16 protein-coding genes are annotated in these 20,487 nt (G+C 71.5%); 8 read left to right on the top strand and 8 right to left on the bottom strand.

Annotation, left to right across the window (positions count from 1 at the left end):
* Positions 1–14: 14 nt before the first annotated feature.
* Both AC07A4_RS22335 and AC07A4_RS22330 read left to right on the top strand, forming a co-directional pair.
* On the top strand, positions 15–1,205 hold the full coding sequence (locus AC07A4_RS22335) for a cytochrome P450 (protein WP_478601348.1): 1,191 nt from the start codon (positions 15–17) through the stop codon (positions 1,203–1,205).
* Between the two features lie 16 nt (positions 1,206–1,221).
* On the top strand, positions 1,222–2,277 hold the full coding sequence (locus tag AC07A4_RS22330) for a methyltransferase (RefSeq protein WP_478601346.1): 1,056 nt from the start codon (positions 1,222–1,224) through the stop codon (positions 2,275–2,277).
* A 23-nt stretch (positions 2,278–2,300) separates the two neighbouring features.
* Here the strand turns inward: AC07A4_RS22330 and AC07A4_RS22325 are convergent, their stop codons facing one another.
* Complete coding sequence (locus AC07A4_RS22325) at positions 2,301–2,819, bottom strand: flavin reductase family protein (protein ID WP_478601344.1); 519 nt, start codon at positions 2,817–2,819, stop codon at positions 2,301–2,303.
* A 258-nt stretch (positions 2,820–3,077) separates the two neighbouring features.
* Between AC07A4_RS22325 and AC07A4_RS22320 the strand changes: the two genes are divergently transcribed.
* From AC07A4_RS22320 to AC07A4_RS22310, 3 genes are all read left to right on the top strand, one after another.
* Positions 3,078–4,673 carry a tryptophan halogenase family protein gene (locus tag AC07A4_RS22320; RefSeq protein WP_478601342.1) on the top strand — a complete coding sequence of 532 codons (1,596 nt, stop codon included), beginning with the start codon at positions 3,078–3,080 and terminating at the stop codon, positions 4,671–4,673.
* A 36-nt stretch (positions 4,674–4,709) separates the two neighbouring features.
* A complete protein-coding gene (locus tag AC07A4_RS22315; protein ID WP_478601340.1) occupies positions 4,710–6,038 on the top strand; it encodes a cation:proton antiporter in 1,329 nt (442 codons plus the stop codon).
* A 101-nt stretch (positions 6,039–6,139) separates the two neighbouring features.
* A complete protein-coding gene (locus tag AC07A4_RS22310) occupies positions 6,140–7,204 on the top strand; it encodes a hypothetical protein (RefSeq protein WP_478601697.1) in 1,065 nt (354 codons plus the stop codon).
* A 73-nt stretch (positions 7,205–7,277) separates the two neighbouring features.
* On the opposite strand, the gene AC07A4_RS22305 is transcribed toward AC07A4_RS22310, so the two are convergent.
* Positions 7,278–8,243 (bottom strand): pirin family protein, encoded by a 966-nt coding sequence (locus tag AC07A4_RS22305; RefSeq protein WP_478601338.1) that lies wholly within the window; start codon positions 8,241–8,243, stop codon positions 7,278–7,280.
* Positions 8,244–8,419: 176 nt separating this feature from the next.
* On the opposite strand from AC07A4_RS22305, the gene AC07A4_RS22300 reads away from it, so the two are divergent.
* The 3 genes from AC07A4_RS22300 to AC07A4_RS22290 all read left to right on the top strand — a co-directional run bounded on the left by AC07A4_RS22300 (position 8,420) and on the right by AC07A4_RS22290 (position 11,907).
* Complete coding sequence (locus AC07A4_RS22300) at positions 8,420–9,481, top strand: glycoside hydrolase family 5 protein (protein ID WP_478601336.1); 1,062 nt, start codon at positions 8,420–8,422, stop codon at positions 9,479–9,481.
* A gap of 152 nt (positions 9,482–9,633) precedes the next feature.
* A complete protein-coding gene (locus tag AC07A4_RS22295; protein ID WP_478601334.1) occupies positions 9,634–11,088 on the top strand; it encodes a glyceraldehyde-3-phosphate dehydrogenase in 1,455 nt (484 codons plus the stop codon).
* A 276-nt stretch (positions 11,089–11,364) separates the two neighbouring features.
* Complete coding sequence (locus AC07A4_RS22290) at positions 11,365–11,907, top strand: hypothetical protein (RefSeq protein ID WP_478601332.1); 543 nt, start codon at positions 11,365–11,367, stop codon at positions 11,905–11,907.
* A gap of 78 nt (positions 11,908–11,985) precedes the next feature.
* On the opposite strand, the gene AC07A4_RS22285 is transcribed toward AC07A4_RS22290, so the two are convergent.
* From AC07A4_RS22285 to AC07A4_RS22260, 6 genes are all read right to left on the bottom strand, one after another.
* The gene (locus AC07A4_RS22285) at positions 11,986–14,793 is read right to left on the bottom strand and encodes an alpha/beta hydrolase (RefSeq protein WP_478601330.1); all 2,808 of its coding nucleotides are present in this window, start codon (positions 14,791–14,793) and stop codon (positions 11,986–11,988) included.
* A gap of 173 nt (positions 14,794–14,966) precedes the next feature.
* Positions 14,967–16,142: an MFS transporter gene (locus AC07A4_RS22280; protein WP_478601695.1), complete on the bottom strand. Its 1,176-nt coding sequence runs from the start codon at positions 16,140–16,142 to the stop codon at positions 14,967–14,969.
* 10 nt (positions 16,143–16,152) lie between these two features.
* The gene (locus AC07A4_RS22275) at positions 16,153–16,731 is read right to left on the bottom strand and encodes a GNAT family N-acetyltransferase (protein WP_478601328.1); all 579 of its coding nucleotides are present in this window, start codon (positions 16,729–16,731) and stop codon (positions 16,153–16,155) included.
* Positions 16,732–17,946, bottom strand: coding sequence for a type III PLP-dependent enzyme (locus AC07A4_RS22270; RefSeq protein ID WP_478601693.1), 1,215 nt, complete (start codon positions 17,944–17,946; stop codon positions 16,732–16,734). It lies immediately after the preceding gene.
* 32 nt (positions 17,947–17,978) lie between these two features.
* Positions 17,979–19,310: a DUF6271 family protein gene (locus AC07A4_RS22265; protein ID WP_478601326.1), complete on the bottom strand. Its 1,332-nt coding sequence runs from the start codon at positions 19,308–19,310 to the stop codon at positions 17,979–17,981.
* 14 nt (positions 19,311–19,324) lie between these two features.
* The gene (locus tag AC07A4_RS22260) at positions 19,325–20,392 is read right to left on the bottom strand and encodes a phytanoyl-CoA dioxygenase family protein (RefSeq protein WP_478601324.1); all 1,068 of its coding nucleotides are present in this window, start codon (positions 20,390–20,392) and stop codon (positions 19,325–19,327) included.
* Between the last annotated feature and the right edge of the window lie 95 nt (positions 20,393–20,487).

The raw sequence follows: 20,487 nt of genomic DNA, 5'->3' as shown, positions 1-20,487 counted from the left end.
AGGGAGAGCCCGCCATGACCTCGGTCGTCGACCGGTGGCACATCCATCCCGAGCACCGCTGGCTGCGCGGCGAACGCGCCGACGCGGCCATCGAGTTCGACGAGACGCAGAACCTGTGGAACGTCTACGGATACGCCGAGTGCCGCGAGATGCTGAACGACTACCGGACCTTCTCCTCCGGTACGGCACGCCTGCTGCCCGTCAGCGTGGACGCCTCCCTCATGGAGGGCGACCTCTCCCAGATGGACCCCCCGGCCCACCGCAAGTACCGCAAGCTGCTCACCCCCGCCTTCGCACCCGCCCGGATCGCCGCGATGCGGCCGCGGATCGCCGCCATCACCGACGAACTGCTCGACGCGGTCACGGGCAAGCCCGACATCGAGCTCGTCGCCGACCTGGCGTACCCGCTGCCGGTCATCGTCGTCGCCGAACTCCTCGGGGTCCCCGCGAGCGACCGCGACCAGTTCAAGGGCTGGGCGGACAACGTCATCGAGAGCTTCAGCGGCTTCACATCGCTGGACACCGAAGAAGGCCCCGAGGCCATCCGCGAGGGCACCGAGCGGCTGCAACCGCTCCTGGAGTACCTGGCCGGACACATCGCCGAGCGCCGCCGCCGCCCCCGCGAGGACCTGATGAGCATCCTCGCCACCGCCGAGATCGACGGCGAGCGCCTCACCGACAACGAAGCGATCAACATCGCCAACATCATGCTGATCACCGGGCACATCACCACCTCGATGGTGCTCGGCAACACCATGCTGTGCCTCGACGCGAACCCCGAGCACCGGGAGCGCGTACGCGCCGAGCGGTCCATGATCCCCGGCGCCATCGAAGAGGCGCTGCGCCTCCTGCCGCCCGCCACGGTGCTCACCCGCGCCACCGAGACCGACGTCGAAGTCGGCGGCCAGCACATCCCGAAGGACCAGCTGATGTTCCTGTGGCTGGGCGCGGGCAACCGCGACCCCCTGCAGTTCCCGGACCCCGACCGCTTCGACCCCACCCGGGACCCCAACCCGCACTTCGGCTTCGGCGGAGGCATCCACTTCTGCATCGGCGCGGGCCTCGCCCGCCTCGAAGGGCGCATCGCGCTGAACGCGCTCCTCGACCGCTTCCCCGCGCTGCGCACCGACCCGGACAACCCGCCCAGCTTCTTCAACACCCCCGACATGATCGGAGTCAACAAGCTCCCCCTCCACACCACCTGACGAGGGAGACACCACGATGCAGTCCCCCCTTCCCGCCATGGTGTCCGGCTACGTGACCGCGCAGCTCCTGCACGCGACCGCGGAACTGGGCCTCGCCGACGCACTCGCGGACACCCCGCACGGATACACCGAACTCGCCGAACGCACCGGCACCGACCCGGCCGCGCTGCGCCGCCTGCTGCGCGCCCTGGTCGGCATCGGCCTCGTCGAACAGCTCGACGCCGACCGGTTCGCCCTCACCGAACTCGGCGGCCAGCTGCGCACCGGGACCCCCGACTCGCTCCACGACGACGTCCTGCTGTCCCTCACCCCCGAGCTGTGGCAGGCCTGGGGCGCGCTCACCCACGTCGTCCGCACCGGCGAGCCCTGGCGGCACCCCGGCACCCGGCTCACGGCCCACGAGACGGCGCTGCGGGACCCGCGGATGTCGGCGCTGTACCGCGAGGCCAAGGCGCGCGCCACCCAGGAGTTCACCGTCGGCCTCACCGAGGTGTACGACTTCACCCGCTTCGGCACGGTCGTCGACTTCGGCGGCGACGACGGCGCCCTCATGGCCGCCCTCCTGTCGACCGCCCCCGAACTGCACGGCGTGCTGTACGACCTGCCGACCGCGGTCGACGGCGTCAGGGCCACGCTCGACGCGGCCGGGGTCGGCAAGCGCTGCGAGGTCGTCGAGGGCGACCTTACGGGCCCGGTCCGCACGGACGCCCACGCCTATCTGCTCAACCACCTGATCCGGGACGTCGGCGACGACACGGCGGTCACCCTGCTCACCCGGTGCCGGGACGCCATGCCCCCCACCGCCCGGCTGCTCCTGTTCGAGACCGTGATGCCGCCGCTGCTCACCCCCGCCGACTCCGCCAGCTTCGGTCTGACCGACCTGAACAACCTCGTCTACACCGGCGGCCGCGAACGCACGGCGCGGGAGTACCAAGCGCTCCTGGAAGCAGCCGGGTTCACCTTCGTCGCGGCCACCGCCGTACCGGCCGCCGAAGGGCTGCCCGACTACCACGTCATCGAAGCCAGGCCCGCGAGCGGTCACCGCGCCACGCCCGGGACGGGGGAGAGGTGACGCGCGGGCCCGCCGCGGTGCTCTCAGGAATGCGGCCAGACGCTGTAGCGGCGCAGCCCGTACAGCAGCGGCCGACAGCGCGAGCCGTTGGTGACCCCGTACACCTCACCGAACACGATGACGTGATCGCCGACGGGCTGGGGCGTACGCGTCCAGCAGTCGGCGACCGCGTGCGCGTCCTCGCGCAGATGCGGACCCGCGCAGTCGCCGTCGAGATGCCAGGGCACGCGGTCGAAGCGGTCCTGGGCGCCCGACGCGAACAGCTCGGCCGTCGTCTGCGCGTCGGCGTGCAGCAGGTTCACCGCGAATTCCCCCCGGTCCAAAATGGCCGCAAGCGTCGGGCTCTTCCCGCGCAGGCACACCAGCAGGGTCGGCGGTTCGAGCGTGACACTGCATAACGACGAGCAGGTCATGCCCCAAGGGTGACCTTCGAGATCGAGCGCGGTGACCACGGCCACTCCCGTCGGAAAACCACGCATCATCGCGCGGAATCCCTCGCCCCTCGTTGCCGCTTTGACCCTGTGTTCGATCGACTCTGTCATTCCTGCCCTCTTTCTGCTGGCATCGAGCCAACGGTCGCATGCCACACCCATGAAGGAATCATCCACGGACGTGACGCGGGAGGATCTCGACTGACGGGAACGGAGCATCGCCAAACGGCCAAGCGGTGACCCGGAGGACCACCGCGGCGCAATGCCTCAGGCGCCGAAGCACAGAAAACGTAGCACTGGCCGCCCGGCTCCGAAACCTTCGGATTCCACAGAGCCCTCTCGTACCGCGACCAAGACAAGGAGTGCCCCATGGACGACAACCGGATACGGGACATCGTAATTCTGGGCGGTGGTACCGCGGGCTGGATGTCGGCGTGCTATCTCGGCAAGGCGCTCGGCCCCCAGGTGAACATCACGCTCCTGGAAGCGCCCGCGATCCCGAAAATCGGCGTGGGCGAGGCGACCATCCCGAACCTGCACAAAGTCTTCTTCGACTTCCTCGGCCTCGCCGAAGAGGAATGGATGCGCGAGTGCAATGCCAGCTTCAAGATGGGCATCAGGTTCATCAACTGGCGCACTCCCGGCGCCGGAGAGCGCTCGGCGCGGCGCCCGGCTGAAGGACCCGCCGACTCCTTCGACCACCTCTTCGGGCTGCTGCCCGACCACGAGAACCTGCCGCTGTCGCACTACTGGACGTACCGCAAGGCAGCCGGCGCGAGCGCCGAGCCCTTCGACCGCTCCTGCTACGTACAGCCCGCGGTCTTCGACCACAACCTCGCGCCCTGCCACCTCGACGGCACCAGGTGGACGACCTACGCCTGGCACTTCGACGCCAACCTGGTCGCCGACTACCTGCGCCGCTTCGCCACCGGGAAGCTGGGCGTGACCCACGTCAAGGACCGCTACACCCACGCCGAGATCGACCACCGCGGATTCGTCACGGCCATCAACACCGAGACCGGCACCCGCCTCGCCGCCGACCTGTTCGTGGACTGCTCCGGCTTCCGCAGCCTGCTGATGAACCAGCTGATGCGCGAGCCGTTCCTGGACATGAGCGACTATCTGCTCAACGACAGCGCGGTCGCCACCGCGGTCCCCAACGACGACGACAAGGACGGCATCGAACCGTACACCTCCGCCATCGCGATGTCCTCGGGATGGACCTGGAAGATTCCCATGCTCGGCAGGTTCGGCACCGGCTACGTCTACTCCAGCCGATTCCAGTCGCAGGATTCCGCGACGGAGGAATTCTGCCGGATGTGGAACCTCGACCCGGAGACGCAGCCGCTCAACCAGATAAAATTCCGGGTAGGCCGCAACCGGCGGGCCTGGGTGCGCAACTGCGTCGGCATCGGCCTCTCCTCCTGCTTCGTCGAGCCCCTGGAGTCCACCGGCATCTACTTCATCTACGCCAGCCTCTACCAGTTGGTGAAACACTTCCCCGACAAACGCTTCGAGCCGATCCTCACGGACCGGTTCAACATCGAAGTGGAGAAGATGTTCGACGACACCCGGGACTTCATCCAGGGCCACTTCGGCTTCTCGCCCCGCGATGACACGCCGTTCTGGCGCGCCTGCAAGGAACTGAAGTTCTCCGACGATTTCACCGAGAAGGTGAACATATACAAGGCGGGCCTCTCCGTGGAGACGCCGATCGTCGACGAGACGAACTACTACGGGAACTTCGAGGCGGAGTTCCGGAACTTCTGGAACAACTCCAGCTACTACTGCATCTTCACGGGGCTCGGTCTGCTCCCTGACCATCCGCTGCCGTCGCTGTCCCTGCGGCCGGAGTCCGTCGAGGCGTCGGAGGCCGTCTTCGCCGACATCAAACGCCGACAGGCCGAACTCGTCGAGACGCTGCCGTCGACCCATGAGTACCTGCGCAGGCTGCACCACGGATAGCAGCGACCCGCCGGACCGCGAACGGAGAGCCGGACAGTGAGTGCACACATCGCCGCGGCGGGGTCCTCATCCGCCACCACGGCGAGCCTGCTGAGCGCGCTGGCCCTCGTGCTCGCCGCCGCCTTCGTCTTCGCCACGCTCGCCCAGCGCGCCCGGCAGCCAGCGGTCGTCGGTGAGATCATCGCCGGCATCACGCTGGGGCCCAGCGTGCTGGGCCTGCTGCCGGGCGACCTCGTCGACACGCTCTTCCCCGCCGACATCAGGCCCCTCCTCCAGGCCCTGTCCCAACTCGGCCTGGTGCTCTTCATGTTCGGCGTCGGCTACCAGTTCCACACCTCCCACCTGCGCCACCACGGCCGCCGGATCACGGCCGTGTCGCTGAGCTCCGTGGCCCTGCCGTTCGCCCTGGGCGTCGCGCTCGCCGTGGCCCTGTCCCCCTGGTTCGTGCGGTCGGAGATGAAGACGGAAGGCCTGCTGGTGCCGTCGCTGTTCCTCGGGGCCGCGATGTCCATCACCGCCTTCCCCGTACTCGCCCGCATCCTCAGCGAACGCGGCCTCCAGAAGGACCCCGTGGGGGCCATCGCCGTCGCCTGCGCGGCCATCCAGGACGTCCTCGCCTGGATCATCCTCGCGCTGGTCGTCGCGCTCGCGGACGACTCCGGCCCCTGGCCGCTCGCCCGGATGGCGCTCACGTCGGCCGCGCTGCTCGTCGGCCTGGTCTGGCTTGTCCGGCCCGCCCTCGCCTGGGCGCTGGCCCCGGCACGGCCGTGGTCAGGGGCCCTGGTCACCCACGCCGTGCTCGTCGTGGGGCTGCTCCTGAGCGCCTGGGCGACGGAGGTCATCGGGCTGCACGCGGTGTTCGGCGCCTTCGCCTTCGGCGCCGTCGTGCCCCGGGCCGAGGTCGACGCGAGCGCCCCCGAGATCCCCGAGCGCATCGAGCAGACCAGTCTGCTCCTGCTGCCGGTCTTCTTCGTCGTCACGGGCCTCGCCGTGGACCTCGGCGGACTCGGCGGCAAGGGCGTGGTGATCCTGCTGGCCGTGCTCGTGGTGGCGTGCAGCGGGAAGTTCCTCGGCGCCGCGGGCGCGGCCCGGCTCACGGGGGCGACCGGGCGGGAGGCGGCCGTCCTTGGCACGCTCATGAACGCGCGCGGCCTGACGGAACTCGTCATCCTCAACGTGGGCCTCGGCATCGGAGCCCTCGACGGCCAGATGTTCACCGCGATGGTCATGATGGCCGTCGTCACCACCGTCATCACCGGCCCGCTGCTCGACCACTTCCACCACCCCGAGTCCAGCCCCCGCCCCACGCCCGAGCCCCGGGACCCCCTGCGCCTCCCGGCCACGTCACCGGACGAGCCCCGCTGATCCGCCGCCACGGTCACAGAGTGATGATGTGGTGCCGCTCATGTGGGCGCGTGGTGACCGTCCCTGAGGAGGGGGCGGGGAGGGAAGTGGGGGAAGAGATCGTGGGCAACGGCGGACCGTCCATACCGGACGAGGAGTGGGAGCGCTTCCTGCGGGATGCGGAGGCGGGGACTCCCGGGGCGCCGAAGGAGCATTCGGCGCGGGCTCGGATGGTGACGGAGCGACTGCGCGGGGAGGGCGGGCGGCCGGAGGGCTGGCGGACGCACCAGCCGGCCCGGCGGCCCCGGCGCATACTCTGGTACGTGGTCGGACTGCTGGTCGCGCTAGGACTGCTGGTCGTGGCGGTGGCTCCGGATCGGGTGGCGGGGTGGTTCGGTGGCGGAGGCGGTGACAGTGAGTCTGGGCCGTCTGCGCGAGGGGCGGGCCAATCGCCCACCCTGGACGCCCCGTTCAAGGGTTCCCCCGCGGCGCGGTGGGCCAACGGGGCGGAGGGGGTGGACGTGCCAGCGGCGCGGGCGACCGGCTGGATGGGCCGGGAGCAGGTCGCGCGAGCGCTCGCCCGGACGCAGGACTTCCTCACCGCGGCCAACCTGGATTCCGGGGTGCTGCGCGGGGAGCGGCCCAGGAAGGCGATCGCGTTGATCAATCCGCACCAGCGCGATGTCCAGGACTACCTGGCGACCGCGTTCCGCGCGCCCGTCCGGGACGATGACCCGCTGCTGCTGTTCAGCCGCTTCGCCCCGGCCAAGGCGCGGCTGGTCGGGAAGGTCGTCAAGACCCGGGGCCGGGTCACCTACCGGGAGGGCGAGCGCGGTGCGCTCGAGGTGACGGCCGATGTCACCTATGTGTATCCGGTCGTACGCGCCACGGCGGGCGGCGACGACGTCGCGCGGACCATCGTGCGCCGCGAGCTCGTGCTGAGCTGGGACGACCCGGCCAAGGTGGTCACCAAGCCGGGAACGTTCTCCCTCGTCTCCTACAAGTCGGACACGACCAACGGCGGCTGCGACAACACCACCGGCTACTTCGTCCCCGCCTTCGGGTCCGAGCACGCCGCGGGGCGGGGAGACGGCCGCAAGGTCGACCCGTACGACCGGAGCAAGCCGCTGGACACGGGCACGCATGAGGACAGCCAAGGGGCGTGCGGGACGGCCACCCGGTCCTGAGTCACCTACGGAGCTGGCCCTGGCTGGGCTGACCGGAGGCTTACGCACGCGTCGGCGGGGAAGGGGTCCCCGCTCAGCGCACCCGCCCCCGGGGCTTCAGCGGCACCGACGGGAGTTCCGGGGCCGCCAGCGGGCCGCCGTCGTAGCCCTTCACCTCGCCGAAGCGGGAGCCCGTCATCCAGTCCTCGCGGGCCTGTTCGATCTCGCGCTGGGTGCGGGCGACGAAGTTCCACCACATGATCAGTTCCTCGTCGAACGGCTCCCCGCCGAGCAGCATGATCCCGGCGTCGGACTCGGCCCGCAGCGGCAGCTCGGTGCGGCCGCAGCCCAGGTACAGCATCGAGCCCGGCAGGACGGGCACGCCGTCGACGCGGACCTCCCCGGACATGGCCAGGACGCCGTACTCGAAGTCAGGCACCAGCGGGAGCCGGACGTCGGCGCCCGCGGTGAGGGCGAGGTCGGCGCCGACGAGGGGCGAGTACGTCGTGCCCGGGGACACGGCGCCGTCGAGGTCCCCGAGGAGCACCGTGGCGGTGAGCCCGGGGGAGGTGACGACCGGCAGCTCGGCGTAGTGCTCGAACCGCGGGTCGGTGTGGCGGTGGGCGTCGGGCAGGGCGACCCAGAGCTGCGCGCCGTGCAGGAACCTGGCGTGGGACTTCGGGCTCTCCTCCGAGTGGCTGATGGCCCGCCCGGACGTCATCAGGCCGAGCTCGCGGGGGCGGATCGTGCGCAGACTGCCGGTGCTGTCCCGGTGCAGGACCTCGCCCTCGTGCAGCCAACTGACGGTCTGCAGGCCCATGTGCGGGTGCGGCGGCACCTGCATGCCGGGCTCGTCGGCGATGTCGTCGGGCCCGTAGTGGTCAACGAACGCCCAGGCGCCGATCATGCGGCGGCCGAGGTTGGGCAGGAGCCTGCGCACCTCGCTGGACTCGCCGAGCTTGACGTTGCGGGGGCTCAGCAGCTCGCGCACGGGTTCCGCGACGACGAACCCGCGCCCGCCGCACAGGGACGGGGTCGCCTGCCGATCAAGGTTGCTCATACCGCACAACTTAGCCCCACGTAAGGGAGCCGGACAGGGCAACGCCCCGGCCCCACCCGGCTGCGGGAACGCGCACCCCCCGCCCCACTTTTGTCATGGACCTTGTGAGTCGCTCCCGTCGCTGGTATCCAACAGTTAGGAAAGGTTCCTATCCTTCAACGGTCTGGAGTCCCCCCATGAGACCAGTCCGCCCGGCGGCCGCCCTCGCCGCCGCCCTCGTCGCAGGCGTCCTCGGTGCCGCCTCGTCCGTCGCCGCCAGCGCCCCGGGTCCCACCGGCGATCGCGCCGCCCCGCGCGCTGCGGCCGCGACCCCGGTCGCCGCCAACGGTCAACTCACCGTCTGCGGCACCCGGTTGTGCAACAAGAACGGCAAGGCCATCCAGTTGCGCGGCATGAGCAGCCACGGCACCCAGTGGTACGCGAACTGTCTGACCAGCGGCTCCCTCGACGCCCTCGCGGGCGACTGGAACGCCGATGTGCTGCGCGTCTCGACGTACGTCCAAGAAGGCGGCTACGCCTCCGATCCGCGCAAGTTCACCGACCTCGCCCACTCCCTGATCGAGCAGGCCACCGCGCGCGGCATGTACGTGATCGTCGACTGGCACATGCTCGACCCCGGCGACCCGCACGCCAACCTCGCCCGCGCCAAGACGTTCTTCACCGAGATCGCCCAGCGCCACCAGGGCAAGAACAACGTCCTGTACGAGATCGCCAACGAGCCGAGCGGGGTGAGCTGGAGCCGGATCAAGTCCTACGCCGAGCAGATCATCCCGGTCATCAGGGGCATCGACGGCGACGCGCCCGTCCTGGTCGGCACCCGGGCCTGGTCCTCGTTCGGCGTCTCGGAGGGCGCCGACGAGACCGAGGTGGTGAACAACCCGGTGAAGGCCGCCAACATCATGTACACGTTCCACTTCTACGCGGACTCGCACCGCGAGGAGTATCTGAACACGCTCGCCCGCGCGGCCGCCAGACTCCCCGTGTTCGTCACGGAGTTCGGCACCCAGAACTACGCGGGCGAGGGCTCGAACGACTTCGCCATGTCGCAGAAGTACCTGGACCTGATGGCCTCGAAGAAGATCAGCTGGGTGAACTGGAACTTCTCCGACGACCATCGCACCGGCGCCGTCTACAAGACCGGCACGTGCGGCGCGAACGGCCCCTGGACCGGCACCGGCAAGCTCAAGCCCGCCGGTGTCTGGATCCGGGAGCGCGTGCGCAGCGCCGACGACTTCTGACCCGGCGCCGCCCTCTCCTCCTGATCAACTTGAACTAAGTGCAATACCGGTGGGCCCTAGCGGGAGGAGGGGGCGCGTAGGGGGCGCTGAGGGGGCGGTCGAGTGTCGGGTTAGCATATGAGCGCCGCCTAGCTCGATCGAGAGATAAGCCTGTGACTGTCAACGAAGACTCGTTCACTGACTGGAAGCGCCGCGAGGAGATCGCGGAGTCGATGATCCCGATCATCGGGAAGCTGCACCGGGAGCGGGACGTCACCGTCCTCCTCCACAGCCGCTCCCTGGTGAACAAGTCGGTGGTCAGCATCCTCAAGACCCACCGATTCGCCCGGCAGATAGCCGGCGAGGAGCTCTCGGTCACCGAGACGATGCCGTTCCTGCGGGCGCTGACCGCGCTCGACCTCGGCCCCTCCCAGATCGACCTCGGCATGCTCGCCGCGACGTACAAGGCCGACGACCGGGGTCTCACCGTGGAGGCCTTCACCGCCGAGGCCGTCGCGGGCGCCACCGGCGCCAACAAGATCGAATGCCGTGAGCCGCGCGACGTCGTCCTGTACGGCTTCGGCCGCATCGGGCGCCTCGTCGCCCGGCTGCTCATCGAGAAGGCGGGCTCCGGCAACGGCCTGCGGCTGCGCGCCATCGTCGTGCGCGGCGGCGGCGAGCGGGCCGCCGAGGACATGGTCAAGCGGGCCTCGCTGCTGCGCCGCGACTCCATCCACGGCCAGTTCCAGGGCACGATCACCGTCGACGAGGCGAACAGCGCGATCGTCGCCAACGGCAACACCATCAAGGTGATCTACGCGAACGACCCGAGCGAGATCGACTACACCGAGTACGGCATCAAGGACGCCATCCTCGTCGACAACACCGGCAAGTGGCGCGACCGCGAGGGGCTCTCCCAGCACCTGCGCCCCGGCATCGACAAGGTGGTCCTGACCGCCCCCGGCAAGGGCGACGTCCCCAACATCGTGCACGGCGTCAACCACGACATGATCAAGCCGGACGAGCGGGTCCTGTCCTGCGCGTCCTGCACCACCAACGCGATCGTCCCGCCGCTGAAGGCGATGGCGGACGAGTTCGGCGTCCTCCGCGGCCACGTGGAGACCGTCCACTCGTTCACCAACGACCAGAACCTGCTGGACAACTACCACAAGTCGGACCGCCGCGGCCGCTCGGCGCCGCTCAACATGGTGATCACCGAGACCGGTGCCGCCTCCGCCGTCGCCAAGGCCCTTCCGGACCTCAAGGCGCCGATCACGGGCAGCTCGATCCGGGTCCCGGTGCCGGACGTGTCGATAGCGATCCTCAGCCTGCGGCTCGGGCGCGAGACCAGCCGCGACGAGGTCCTCGACTACCTCCGCGACGTCTCGCTGACCTCCCCGCTGCGCCGCCAGATCGACTTCACCAGCGCCCCCGACGCCGTCTCCAACGACTTCATCGGCTCGCGCCACGCCTCGATCGTGGACGCGGGCGCCACCAAGGTCGACGGCGACAACGCGATCCTCTACCTCTGGTACGACAACGAGTTCGGCTACTCCTGCCAGGTCATCCGCGTCGTCCAGCACGTCTCCGGGGTGGAGTACCCGACCTACCCGGCCCCGGCGGTCTGATCCCGCGGGGCAGCGAGAGGCCCCGCCGCGACGGGGGAGCGCGGCGGGGCCCACGTGTCTGGTACCCGCTCGCCGGGAGGCCATGCGGGCGGGTTGTGCCCACTTGGCCCCCGGCTGGAGGGATGCGATGGCGGTGGGGCGCGGGGTGGCCGGTGCCATGGATGTCCGGTTATGCCTCTTGGAGCCGGTGTGAAGAAAGTGAAGAATCCTCGAACGACCGGCACCTGAGGTCCTCATCCCGCACCAGCGATTCCGCACCAGCTATGAGGAGGAGCCTTGCGCTCGATCAAGCTGTCCGCGCTCGCCGCGTCCCTGGGCGCCGCCGTCCTCGCGATCACCGCGGGCACCGCGGCCCCGGCCGTCGCCGAACCGTCCGGCGCCCAGAACACCAAGGCCTTGACGTGGACGTTCTTCGCGGACGGGCCGAACGGCACCGTCCGTGTGGGCGGCGGCCCGCTGAGTGATCCGTACCAGGGCGACACGGCGACGACCACCGCGCTGCCCGTCCTGTGCCTGAAGGTCGACGGCAGCCCCGTGCCCGCGGGCATCACCCCGGACTTCTACGCGGGCTGGTCCCAGGGCACCGTCGCGGCCAGCAACCCGGTCCGCGGCACCCGTCTCACCAGCCGCGCCGTCGCCGACGGCGTCTGCGCCAACACCTTCGGCAAGGGCTGGCGCATGGCCGAGTTCCACGACGGCAAGTACGGCCCCGACCTCGGCAGTTCGGGCGGCTGGAGCTTCTGGGCGTACGGCGACGTGCCGGTGGGCACCCGCTTCTGGACGGCCATCAACGACCAGCCCGCCAACCCCTGGAACTAGAGCCACCGGACCCGGAAACGCGAGAGCGGGCGGCCCCTCACGGAGCCGCCCGCCCTTCGTTTGACGCGTACGCCGTGACTACGACGCGTCGCTCACCCGTCCGGTGACCACCGGACCCCGGTGCTCCTGCCAGTCGGGGCCGTACGTGTACAGCCGAAGCCGCACCGACTCGCGGCCCTCACGCGCCCGGTCCTTGACGGTGGGCACGCTCACCACGACGCTCTTCTTGCCCGCGGGGACGCCGGCCGACAGATACGGGTCCTCCGCCATCTTGGACAGCGGCTTCGCGCTGCTCGGCACCTGGCCGATGAGCTCCTTCAGCCAGCGCCGCGGCACGTCCTTCGTGGACAGCTCCTTGCCGCCGGTGACCCGCTCGAAGCGGAATCCGGACCAGATGTCCGTGTCCGCGACCTCCGACAGCGAAACGCGCCACTTCAGGGTCTTGCCCTCGGTGACCTTGTCGGCGATCGCCTTCACGGTCACCTTCGGCATCGGGTCGTCCTCGCGGACGGTCACGCCGCCGTGGTACGCGCCGACCACCGCGCCGCGCACGGCCTTGGCGAGCACCGAGTGGCTGACCGGATCGCCGTAGCGCTTATTGCCCTTGACCTCGAACGGCACCTCCAGGGACGTGTCGCCCGGACGCACCGTCACCACCTTGGACGTGAACCGGTCCGAGCCGGGCTTCGGCACGAACAGGCGCACCTTGCCCGCGCCCTCACCGGTCACCCGCACCGGGGCGCGGTAGGTGCGCACCCCGGAGTCGCCCTCGTCGACCGTCAGCTGGCCCACGTCGACGCGGGCCAGCGGGGACGTGCCGACCTCCGGCGTGCCGGGGCGCCAGCCCCAGGCGTCCATCAGCCACGCCTGACCGGAACCGCTGACGGAGGTCAGCTCCAGGCTCTTCAGCTGCTTCAGGTCGAGGCCCGCGTCGGCGGCGCCCGTCAGCGGCACGCGCAGCTCGCGCGCCCAGTAGGAGGCCGTGTTCGCGGTGCCGGGCAGCCCCTTCGGGCGGACCTGGCCGAGCTTCGCCCGCTTGCCGGAGGCGTCGACGACGCTCACGTCCAGCTTGGTGCCGGTGCTGTTCGGCGGCACGAACAGGCGCAGCGCGAGCGACTTGGCGTCCGCCACGGACACCGGGGCCTTGGGCGTCATCGCCATCGTGGCGCCCGCCCGCGACCAGCGCATCGCGTACGCGTACCGGCCCGGCTCCGGGGAGACGTCGAAGGAGGCGAAGTGCGGCGACCTGCCCTTCGCCCGGCGCGGCAGGCAGGAGGTGTCGGCGGAGCCGTCGACCTGCTTGCACAGACGGCCGCCGGAGACGGCCGCCGAGGTGTCCGGCACGATGAGCGGCGTGCGGTTGCCGCCGACGGCGTGGCTGAGCACGCGCGCGGCACCCGCCGAGGGCGCGCTCTTGCCGGAGCCGTCGAGCAGCGGGCGCGCCTTGTCGTCGCCCGCGACGAACAGGCGGGCGGCGGCCGCGATGTACGTGGAGCCCGCCCGCTGCTGCGCCTTGGCCTTCAGCCGGGGGCCGTGTCCTGGCGAGCACACCGGGTCGGGCCGGTCGCCGCCGTAGAAGTCGTCGTCGGCCGGGGCCGCGGCCTGGCCGGGCGTCCACTCGGTGTTGAAGAAGTTGTGGTTGGCGCCGACCACGTAGACCGAGCTGTGCAGGGCGGTGCCGCCGCTGACGCCGCGGGTGCCGTCGGAGTAGATCTGACCCTGGAGGTCGGACACGTCACCGTCGCAGCCCGGCAGGATCGTCATGGACGGCACGTCGGGGTCGGGGTTGTGCCCGAAGATCGTGGGGCCGATCAGCACGGTGCCGCGGACCTGCCAGCGGGCCTTGCCGGGGGCGCCGTCCTGGTCCGCGGGCGGCTGGTAACGGGAGTCGAGGGCGGCGCGGTTGACGCCCTCGCCGCCGCGGGAGTGGCCCACGAGGAGGACCTTCGAGAGGTCGGCCGGAGCGGTCTCGCGGACGGCCTTGGGCGCCTTCGACGGGTCGGCCGACCAGTCGGCGAAGCGGCCGAGGTGCTGGCGCACCAGGGACGAGCGGGCCTGCGCGCCGCCGTCGATGGCCACGTCGTCCTGGCCGTTGATGCCGTTGGCGGAGATCGACACCGTCACATAGCCCTGCGACGCCAGGAGCTTCTGGTCGTGCAGATAGCCCCGGTAGCTCGGGATCGGCTTGGTGCCCGCCTTGCAGGGCCAGTCGCCGGTCACCTTGCCGGAGCTGGCGGAGCCGCTGTAGCAGGTGGCGTGGCGGCCGTGCAGGAAGAGGGCCAGCGGGCGCTTGCCCGGGGCGCCCTTGGGGCCGACGACGGTGGCCCGCACCTCCACCTTCTTGGGGAAGCCGGGCAGCTTCACCGGGTCCAGGTCGTACTCGCCCTTGACGGTGCGGTACTGGCCGGGCTTGCCGGGGTCGGCGTCGGCGGCGGGCAGCCGGTCGGGCGCGGGCGCCACGTCCTGGGGCGGCGCCGCGGCCTCCGGCTTGTCGAGACGGCGGCCGCCCGCGTGCGCCTGGAGGTCCGTCAGCTCGTCCTGCGCGCCGACGTCGCTCTCGTCGAGCTTCAGCCGGAACGTGCGCTGGTCGTCGGCGGCCGAGGGGCGGCCGAGCAGGCGGTCACCGGCGTAGAACTCCACGCGGGCGTCGCCCATGGGCACCCGCTCGGGCGCGCGCCACACCAGGTGCCGGTCGGCGCCGTCACCGGTGAGCTCCCAGCCCGGCGGCAGCCGGTCCCCGAATCCGGTCGGCTGACCGGGTGCTATTCGGTCCGCGGAGCGTGGCGCGCGCGGCTGGTCCGGCGACGCGAACGCGAGCTCCGGCAGGCCCACCGCAAGCGCGAGTGCCGTGACAGCGGCAGTCGCCAAGCGCGGGACACGGTTCAAGACAGTCCTCCTACTAACGGTCGGATCCCCCGAGACCCCCGTGACGTCGCGGGGGCTCTAGTGCTGAAGGAGGGCAACGGGCGCCGTGGGGTTGCCTGGTGGCCGCCCTCTGTCGCACACGCCTCGGAACGCAACGGGTGAAAAGGGTCAACAGGGCGGATTTAGCCGCCCGCTCAGACGGGTTCCCCGGCCGTCCGCTCCACGGGCGTCCAGCGGATCCGCAGGGCGCACACGGAGACGAGCAGGGCGGAGAGGGCGACGGTGGCCATGCCCCAGACCAGGCTGCTGCCGCTCGCGATGAAGCCGATGACCGGGGGCCCGGCCAGGAGTCCGGTCGTGCCCATGGCGGCGACCAGGGCGAGGGCCCGCGGGCCCTGCCGGGCGGCGGCCACGTACACGCACGGCGTGACGGCGGCGATGCCGAGGCCCATGCAGGCGAAGCCGAGCAGGGCCGGTACGACGCCGCCCGCCAGGAGCGCTGAGGCCAGGCCCGCGGCGGCCAGGACGCTGCCCGCGCGGACCACGCGGGCGTCGCCCCAGCGGGTGCGCCAGCCGTCGGCGAACAGGCGCGCGAGCACCATCATCACGGAGACGACGGCGATGCCGAGCGGGGCGACGCGCGCCGACGCGTGCGCGACGTCCTTCAGGTACAGCGCCGACCAGTCGTTCATCGCGCCCTCCGTCACCGTGCCGAACACCATGGCGCACCCCATCCACAGGGTGACGGCGGAGGGCGGGACCCAGCCGCGGCGGGTCTTCTCGCGGGGCTCGTCGGCGGGCTGCTCCTCCGTCAGGAGCCCCGGCTCGGCGTACATCGCGAGCAGCAGGACCAGCAGGGCCGCGATGCCGAAGTGCAGGGCCACGGACGGCGTCAGCGCGCTGACGCCGGAGGCGAGCAGGGCGGCGCCGAGCGAGCCGCCGCTGAACGTGGCGTGCAGCTTGGCCATGGACGTGCGGCCGTAGCGGGCTTCGAGGGCGGCCCCTTGCGCGTTCATGGCGACGTTCAGACAGCCGACGCCCACGCCGTCGGCGACCATCACGAGCAGCGCGACCGGATAGTTCGGCGCGGCGGCGAGGGCGAGCAGCAGCAGGCCGAGGAAGAGGGCGGAGACGAACGCCAGGCGCCGCGAGCCCCACCGCCGGGTCAGGGCGGCGACCAGCGGGAAGGACAGCGCGGCCCCGACCCCGCAGGCCATCAGGAGCAGCCCGAGTTCGGCCTCGCTCGCGCCGAGGCGGGACTTGAGCGCGGGCAGCCGCGCCGCCCACGTGGCGTACTGGAAGCCGAGGGCGCAGAACAGCGCCGCGATGGCCAGCTGGGTCCGGCGGAACTCGTCGCGCCCGCGCGACATGTGCGTCACATCAGCCTCTTCGTCGTTCGGGGAGTGCGGTGGCCGGGGGCGCGGCGGACAGGGCCGTCGACATGTAGAGCGCGTCCGTGCCGTAGCCGTCGGGGAGCGGGACCTGTGGATGCGGCTCGAAGCCGCGCGCCGACCAGTAGGTGTCGCTGCCGCCGACGGCGACCAGCGAGATCCGTTCGTAGCCCTGCGACCGCGCCACCGCCGACAGATGGCGCAGCAGCCGCCGGGCGAGGCCCCGGCCGCGGCAGGGCCGGGCGATGACGAGGTCGTGCAGGTGCAGGTTGCGGGAGGAGAAGGGGGCGCTCTCCTCCTGAGTGAGGTCGGGGCACTGGAACAGCGGGTAGGGCAGCGCGAGGACGTAGCCCACCGTGCCCTCCTCGCTGGTCAGTACGGAGCAGGTGCCGGGCGAGGGGCGGGCGCGCGACCGCAGCGCGTCCTGGCCCTCGCAGAGGCCGAGGGGGGTGTACGCCTCGGCCTCCAGGGCCGCGATGCCGTCCCAGTCGCCCTCGGCGATGGGCCGGATGCGGGGGCCGGACAGGGTGGCGGGGCCGGTCGTGTGGGACAGGGGGGTGGTGCGCATCTACCGTCGTCCTCCCGGCGCCGCCCCCGTCAGGGCGTCGCGTTCGCCGCGTATCCAGGTGTGGGGCAGCGGGCCGAAGCCGTTGAACCCCAAGGTCGTGTAACTCGTCGCGTACGCGCCGCTGGAAAGCACCCACACCGGGTCCCCGGACGCGGCGGCGCGCGGCACCCGGACGAGCCGCTCGTGGCTGTAGGCGTCGTCGCTGTCGCAGGTGGGGCCCGCGATGACGGCCGGGACCCGGTCGGCGCCGCGGTGGGTGGGGAACACCAGCGCGTACTGCAGCGCGTCCATCTCGTACAGGCCGTTGAACTTGCCGCAGCTGAGGTACAGCCAGTGCCGCGGTGCGCCCGTGTCGTGCCGCCGGGCGGAGAGCCTCGACACATGGGCGCGGACCGCGCCGTGGTCGGCGACGAGATGGCGGCCCGGCTCGATCACGAAGTCCAGGGGCGTTTGGGAGAGGGCCCGCAGTCGCCGGATGCCCTCGCGGATGACGGCGAAGATCTTGTCCAGGGGCGGCTGGAGGGGGCGGCCGTGGCGGTCGCGGTAGCCGAGGGCGGGCAGGCCGCCGCCGAGGTTGACGTGGTCGAGGTGCAGGCCGCGCCGGTCGAGGGCCGCGACGACGTCGGCCATGCGCTCAAGGGCCGAGCGCCAGGCCTCGGCCGTCATCTGCTGCGAGCCGACGTGCACGGACAGGCCCGCCGGGGTCAGGCCCGTGTCCCGTGCCGTCTCCATGACCCGCAGGGCGTCGGCGGGGGAGCAGCCGAACTTGTGGCTGAGGCCCCACAGCGCGCCGTGCCCGTCGGTGGCGAGGCGGCAGAACACCCGGGCCCCGGGGGCGAGGGCGGCGATCGCGAGGACGTCCTCGACGCTGTCGGTCGCGAAGTCCCTGATGCCGAGGCGGTGCGCGGCGGCGATGTTCCGGTCGGACTTGATGGTGTTGCCGTAGTGGACCCGGTCGGCGGGCACGCCGGTCGCGAGGGCCTGGGTGATCTCGTGCGGGCTCGCCGCGTCGAAGCCGGCGCCGCGCCGGGCGAGGCGGGCGAGGACCTCGTCCAGCGGGCAGGCCTTCATCGCGAACCGCACGGCGACGCCGGGCAGTTCGCGCCGCAGCGCGTCGTACCGCCGCTCGATGCCCGGCAGGTCGTAGACGATCTGGTCCTCGGTGGCGGCGGCCAGGGCCGCGCGGAGCGGTGCGGGGACATGGGTGTCGGCCATATCGGCCAGGCCCGTCAGGTCAGCTGTGTCAGTCATGTCGATGGCTCGTTCCGCTCCCGGCCGAGCCGGGGGACGTGCGTGGCCGCGCTGGCCCGGGTCAGGGCCGCCCAGGCCTCGATGAGCAGGGCGAAGTCGTCCATGTCCTGGCGTGCCTCGTCGATCAGGCGGGCCCGGCGCGCGGGCAGGGTCGCGGCGAACTCGGCGTACCGGCCGCCGAGTCGGCGGTAGGAGCGCTCAAGCACGTCCAGGCGGTGCTCGTTCTCGGCCGTGTCCAGACGGGTGCTGTCGCGGACGAGTTCGGCGACGCGCGCGGCCCGTACGCCGTGGGCGTCGTCGAGGAGCGAGGAACCGGCCCGCGCGAGCGCCGCGTACAGGTCGTTGAGGTACAGCATCGACAGGAAGAACTTGGTGAACCGCAGGTGGTAGGCGGCGAAGCCGGGGTCGGTGCGGCGTTCGGCGGTGTGGAAGTTCACGATGTGGCGGTTGTGCAGGACGCCGGGGAGCGTGGCGTGGCGCACCACGTGCATCAGGACGTAGTCGCTGCCGATGGTGTCGGTGGCCGGGGGCAGCGGCACCCGCTCGTGGACCTGGTGGAAGCTGATGTTGCACATGTCGACGCGCAGGGGGTCGACGTGGGTCAGGACGGCGTGGTCCTTGGTGAACGGCTCGGTGCCCGCGCCCCGGAAGGACTCCTCGACGAGCGCGCGCTTGTCGGCCTCGGGTGCGTCGGCGGCGGCCCAGAGGCTGACGACGTCGTAGTACACCTCGGGGTCCAGGGCGCGCATCTCGTCGATGTCGACGGAGGGTTCGCCGATGAAGGAGGCGCCCACCAGGGCCACCGGCTTGTCGTCGTGCACGGGGTCCAGGGCGCTCTCGTGGACGCTGGGGGCGGCGTCGGCCGCGGCCTTGCCGAGGGAGGCCAGCTCGTGGTGGACGGGGTAGCGGGGCTCGCCGCCCTGGACCTGGTAGCGGCTGTCGGAGTCCCTGCGGTGGACGGACGCGCAGCCGAGGGCGCTGGCGACGAGGAAGGCGCGGTTGGTGCAGGCGCCGTAGGACAGGGCCGCGGGCAGCATCAGGTCGAGCAGCAGCTCGGGCTTCGGGGCGCCGGAGCGCTGGATGACCTGGCGCAGGAAGGCGCGCTGCGCGTCCTCGTCGAGGTGGTGGACGACGACGTGCGGGACACCGACGGCGGCGCGGGCGGCGCGGGCGTGCTCGGCGAAGTCCTGTGGTGCGGAGGAGTCGAGGATCAGCAGGTGCACCTCGACGTCGAAGTGCGCGGCCGCGTGGGCGGCTTCCTGGCCGAGGGCGGTGACCATCGGGGCGCAGGCCCGGTCGGTGGGCAAGGCGAGGCAGATCTTGCGCATGGTGGCTCTCCCGTTCACCGGTGGGCGGCGGCCGCGGGCCCGGCGGCCCCGGCGAACTCGGTGGACTCTTCGGACCAGGAGGCGAGCCCGAGCAGCCGCTCGCCGAGCGGGGTGAGCGCGGCGGCGGCGTAGCGCTCGGACTCATGGCGGTGCGCGTCGCCGAGCAGCGTGGCGTTCCAGTCGGGGGTGCTCAGCTGGCGCCAGGACGCGACGCGGGAGTTCCGGAGCGCCTGGTGCTCCTCCAGGGCGGGCATCATCGACAGGTACTGCACGGCGCGGACGCCGTCGGCGGAGGTGTTGGGCGCGACGCCGTGGGCGAGCATGCCGTTCCAGATCAGCAGGTCGCCCGCGCCGAGTTCGGGGCGGATGACGGGGAACTCGGCGCGGTCGGTGTTCGGCCGGACGGGGTCGCGGTCGGCGGGCTGGTCGAGCCGCCAGCGGTCGAAGTGCCGGAACAGCTCCGGCGAGCACTGGAAGCCGCCGAGTTCGGGCCGGGTGTCGTGGAGCGCGATGATGCCCTGTACGCGTTGCGGGAGCACGCTGAGCGTGGAGTCCACGTCCCAGTGGAGCTCGATGTCGAAGCCCTCGTTCGTGGAGGCGATCAGCGAGCGGGAGCGGTTCTTGACGTTCGGGGGGTTGAGGTTCAGGCGGTCGAGGGTGACCCACAGCTCCTCGCAGTCCCAGACGTCGACGAAGGCGTCGTAGACGCGCCGGGTCTGGCGGCTGTCCCAGATCAGCTGGTGGTGGTACGCCTCGACGAAGCCGTAGACGTACAGATCCCGCTCCAGGTCGGTACGGAACTCCCGCTCCTCGTACCAGGTGTCGGGCCGGTCCGGGTCGAGGCCCTGGAACTCCCAGGCGAAGTCGAGCAGGCGCCGGGCCGCCGCGGCGGGTATCGCCTCCCGCACCACCACGTAGCCGTACGTCTGCCAGGACGCGTACTGCTCCTCGGAGAGGACGCGCAGCGGGCGGGACTTGCGGATGTCCTTCAGGGGGGTGGGCGTCAGGTAGGTCTCGCCGTCCGCGCTGAAGTACGGGCTCGGCGATGCGGCTCGGTGGAGCGGGGCGTCGGATGCGGGCATGCGCGTACTCCTGGGCGTGGGTGTGTGGCTGAGGTGGGCAGGAGCGACGGCTGCCGCGCGGTTTCCGAGCGTGGGGGGAGCCTTGAGGGCGAAGG

This window comes from Streptomyces sp. NPDC043996 (assembly GCF_056435225.1).
The sequence above is the reverse complement of the archived record's forward strand: the minus strand, read 5'-3'. Positions and strand labels throughout refer to the sequence as shown.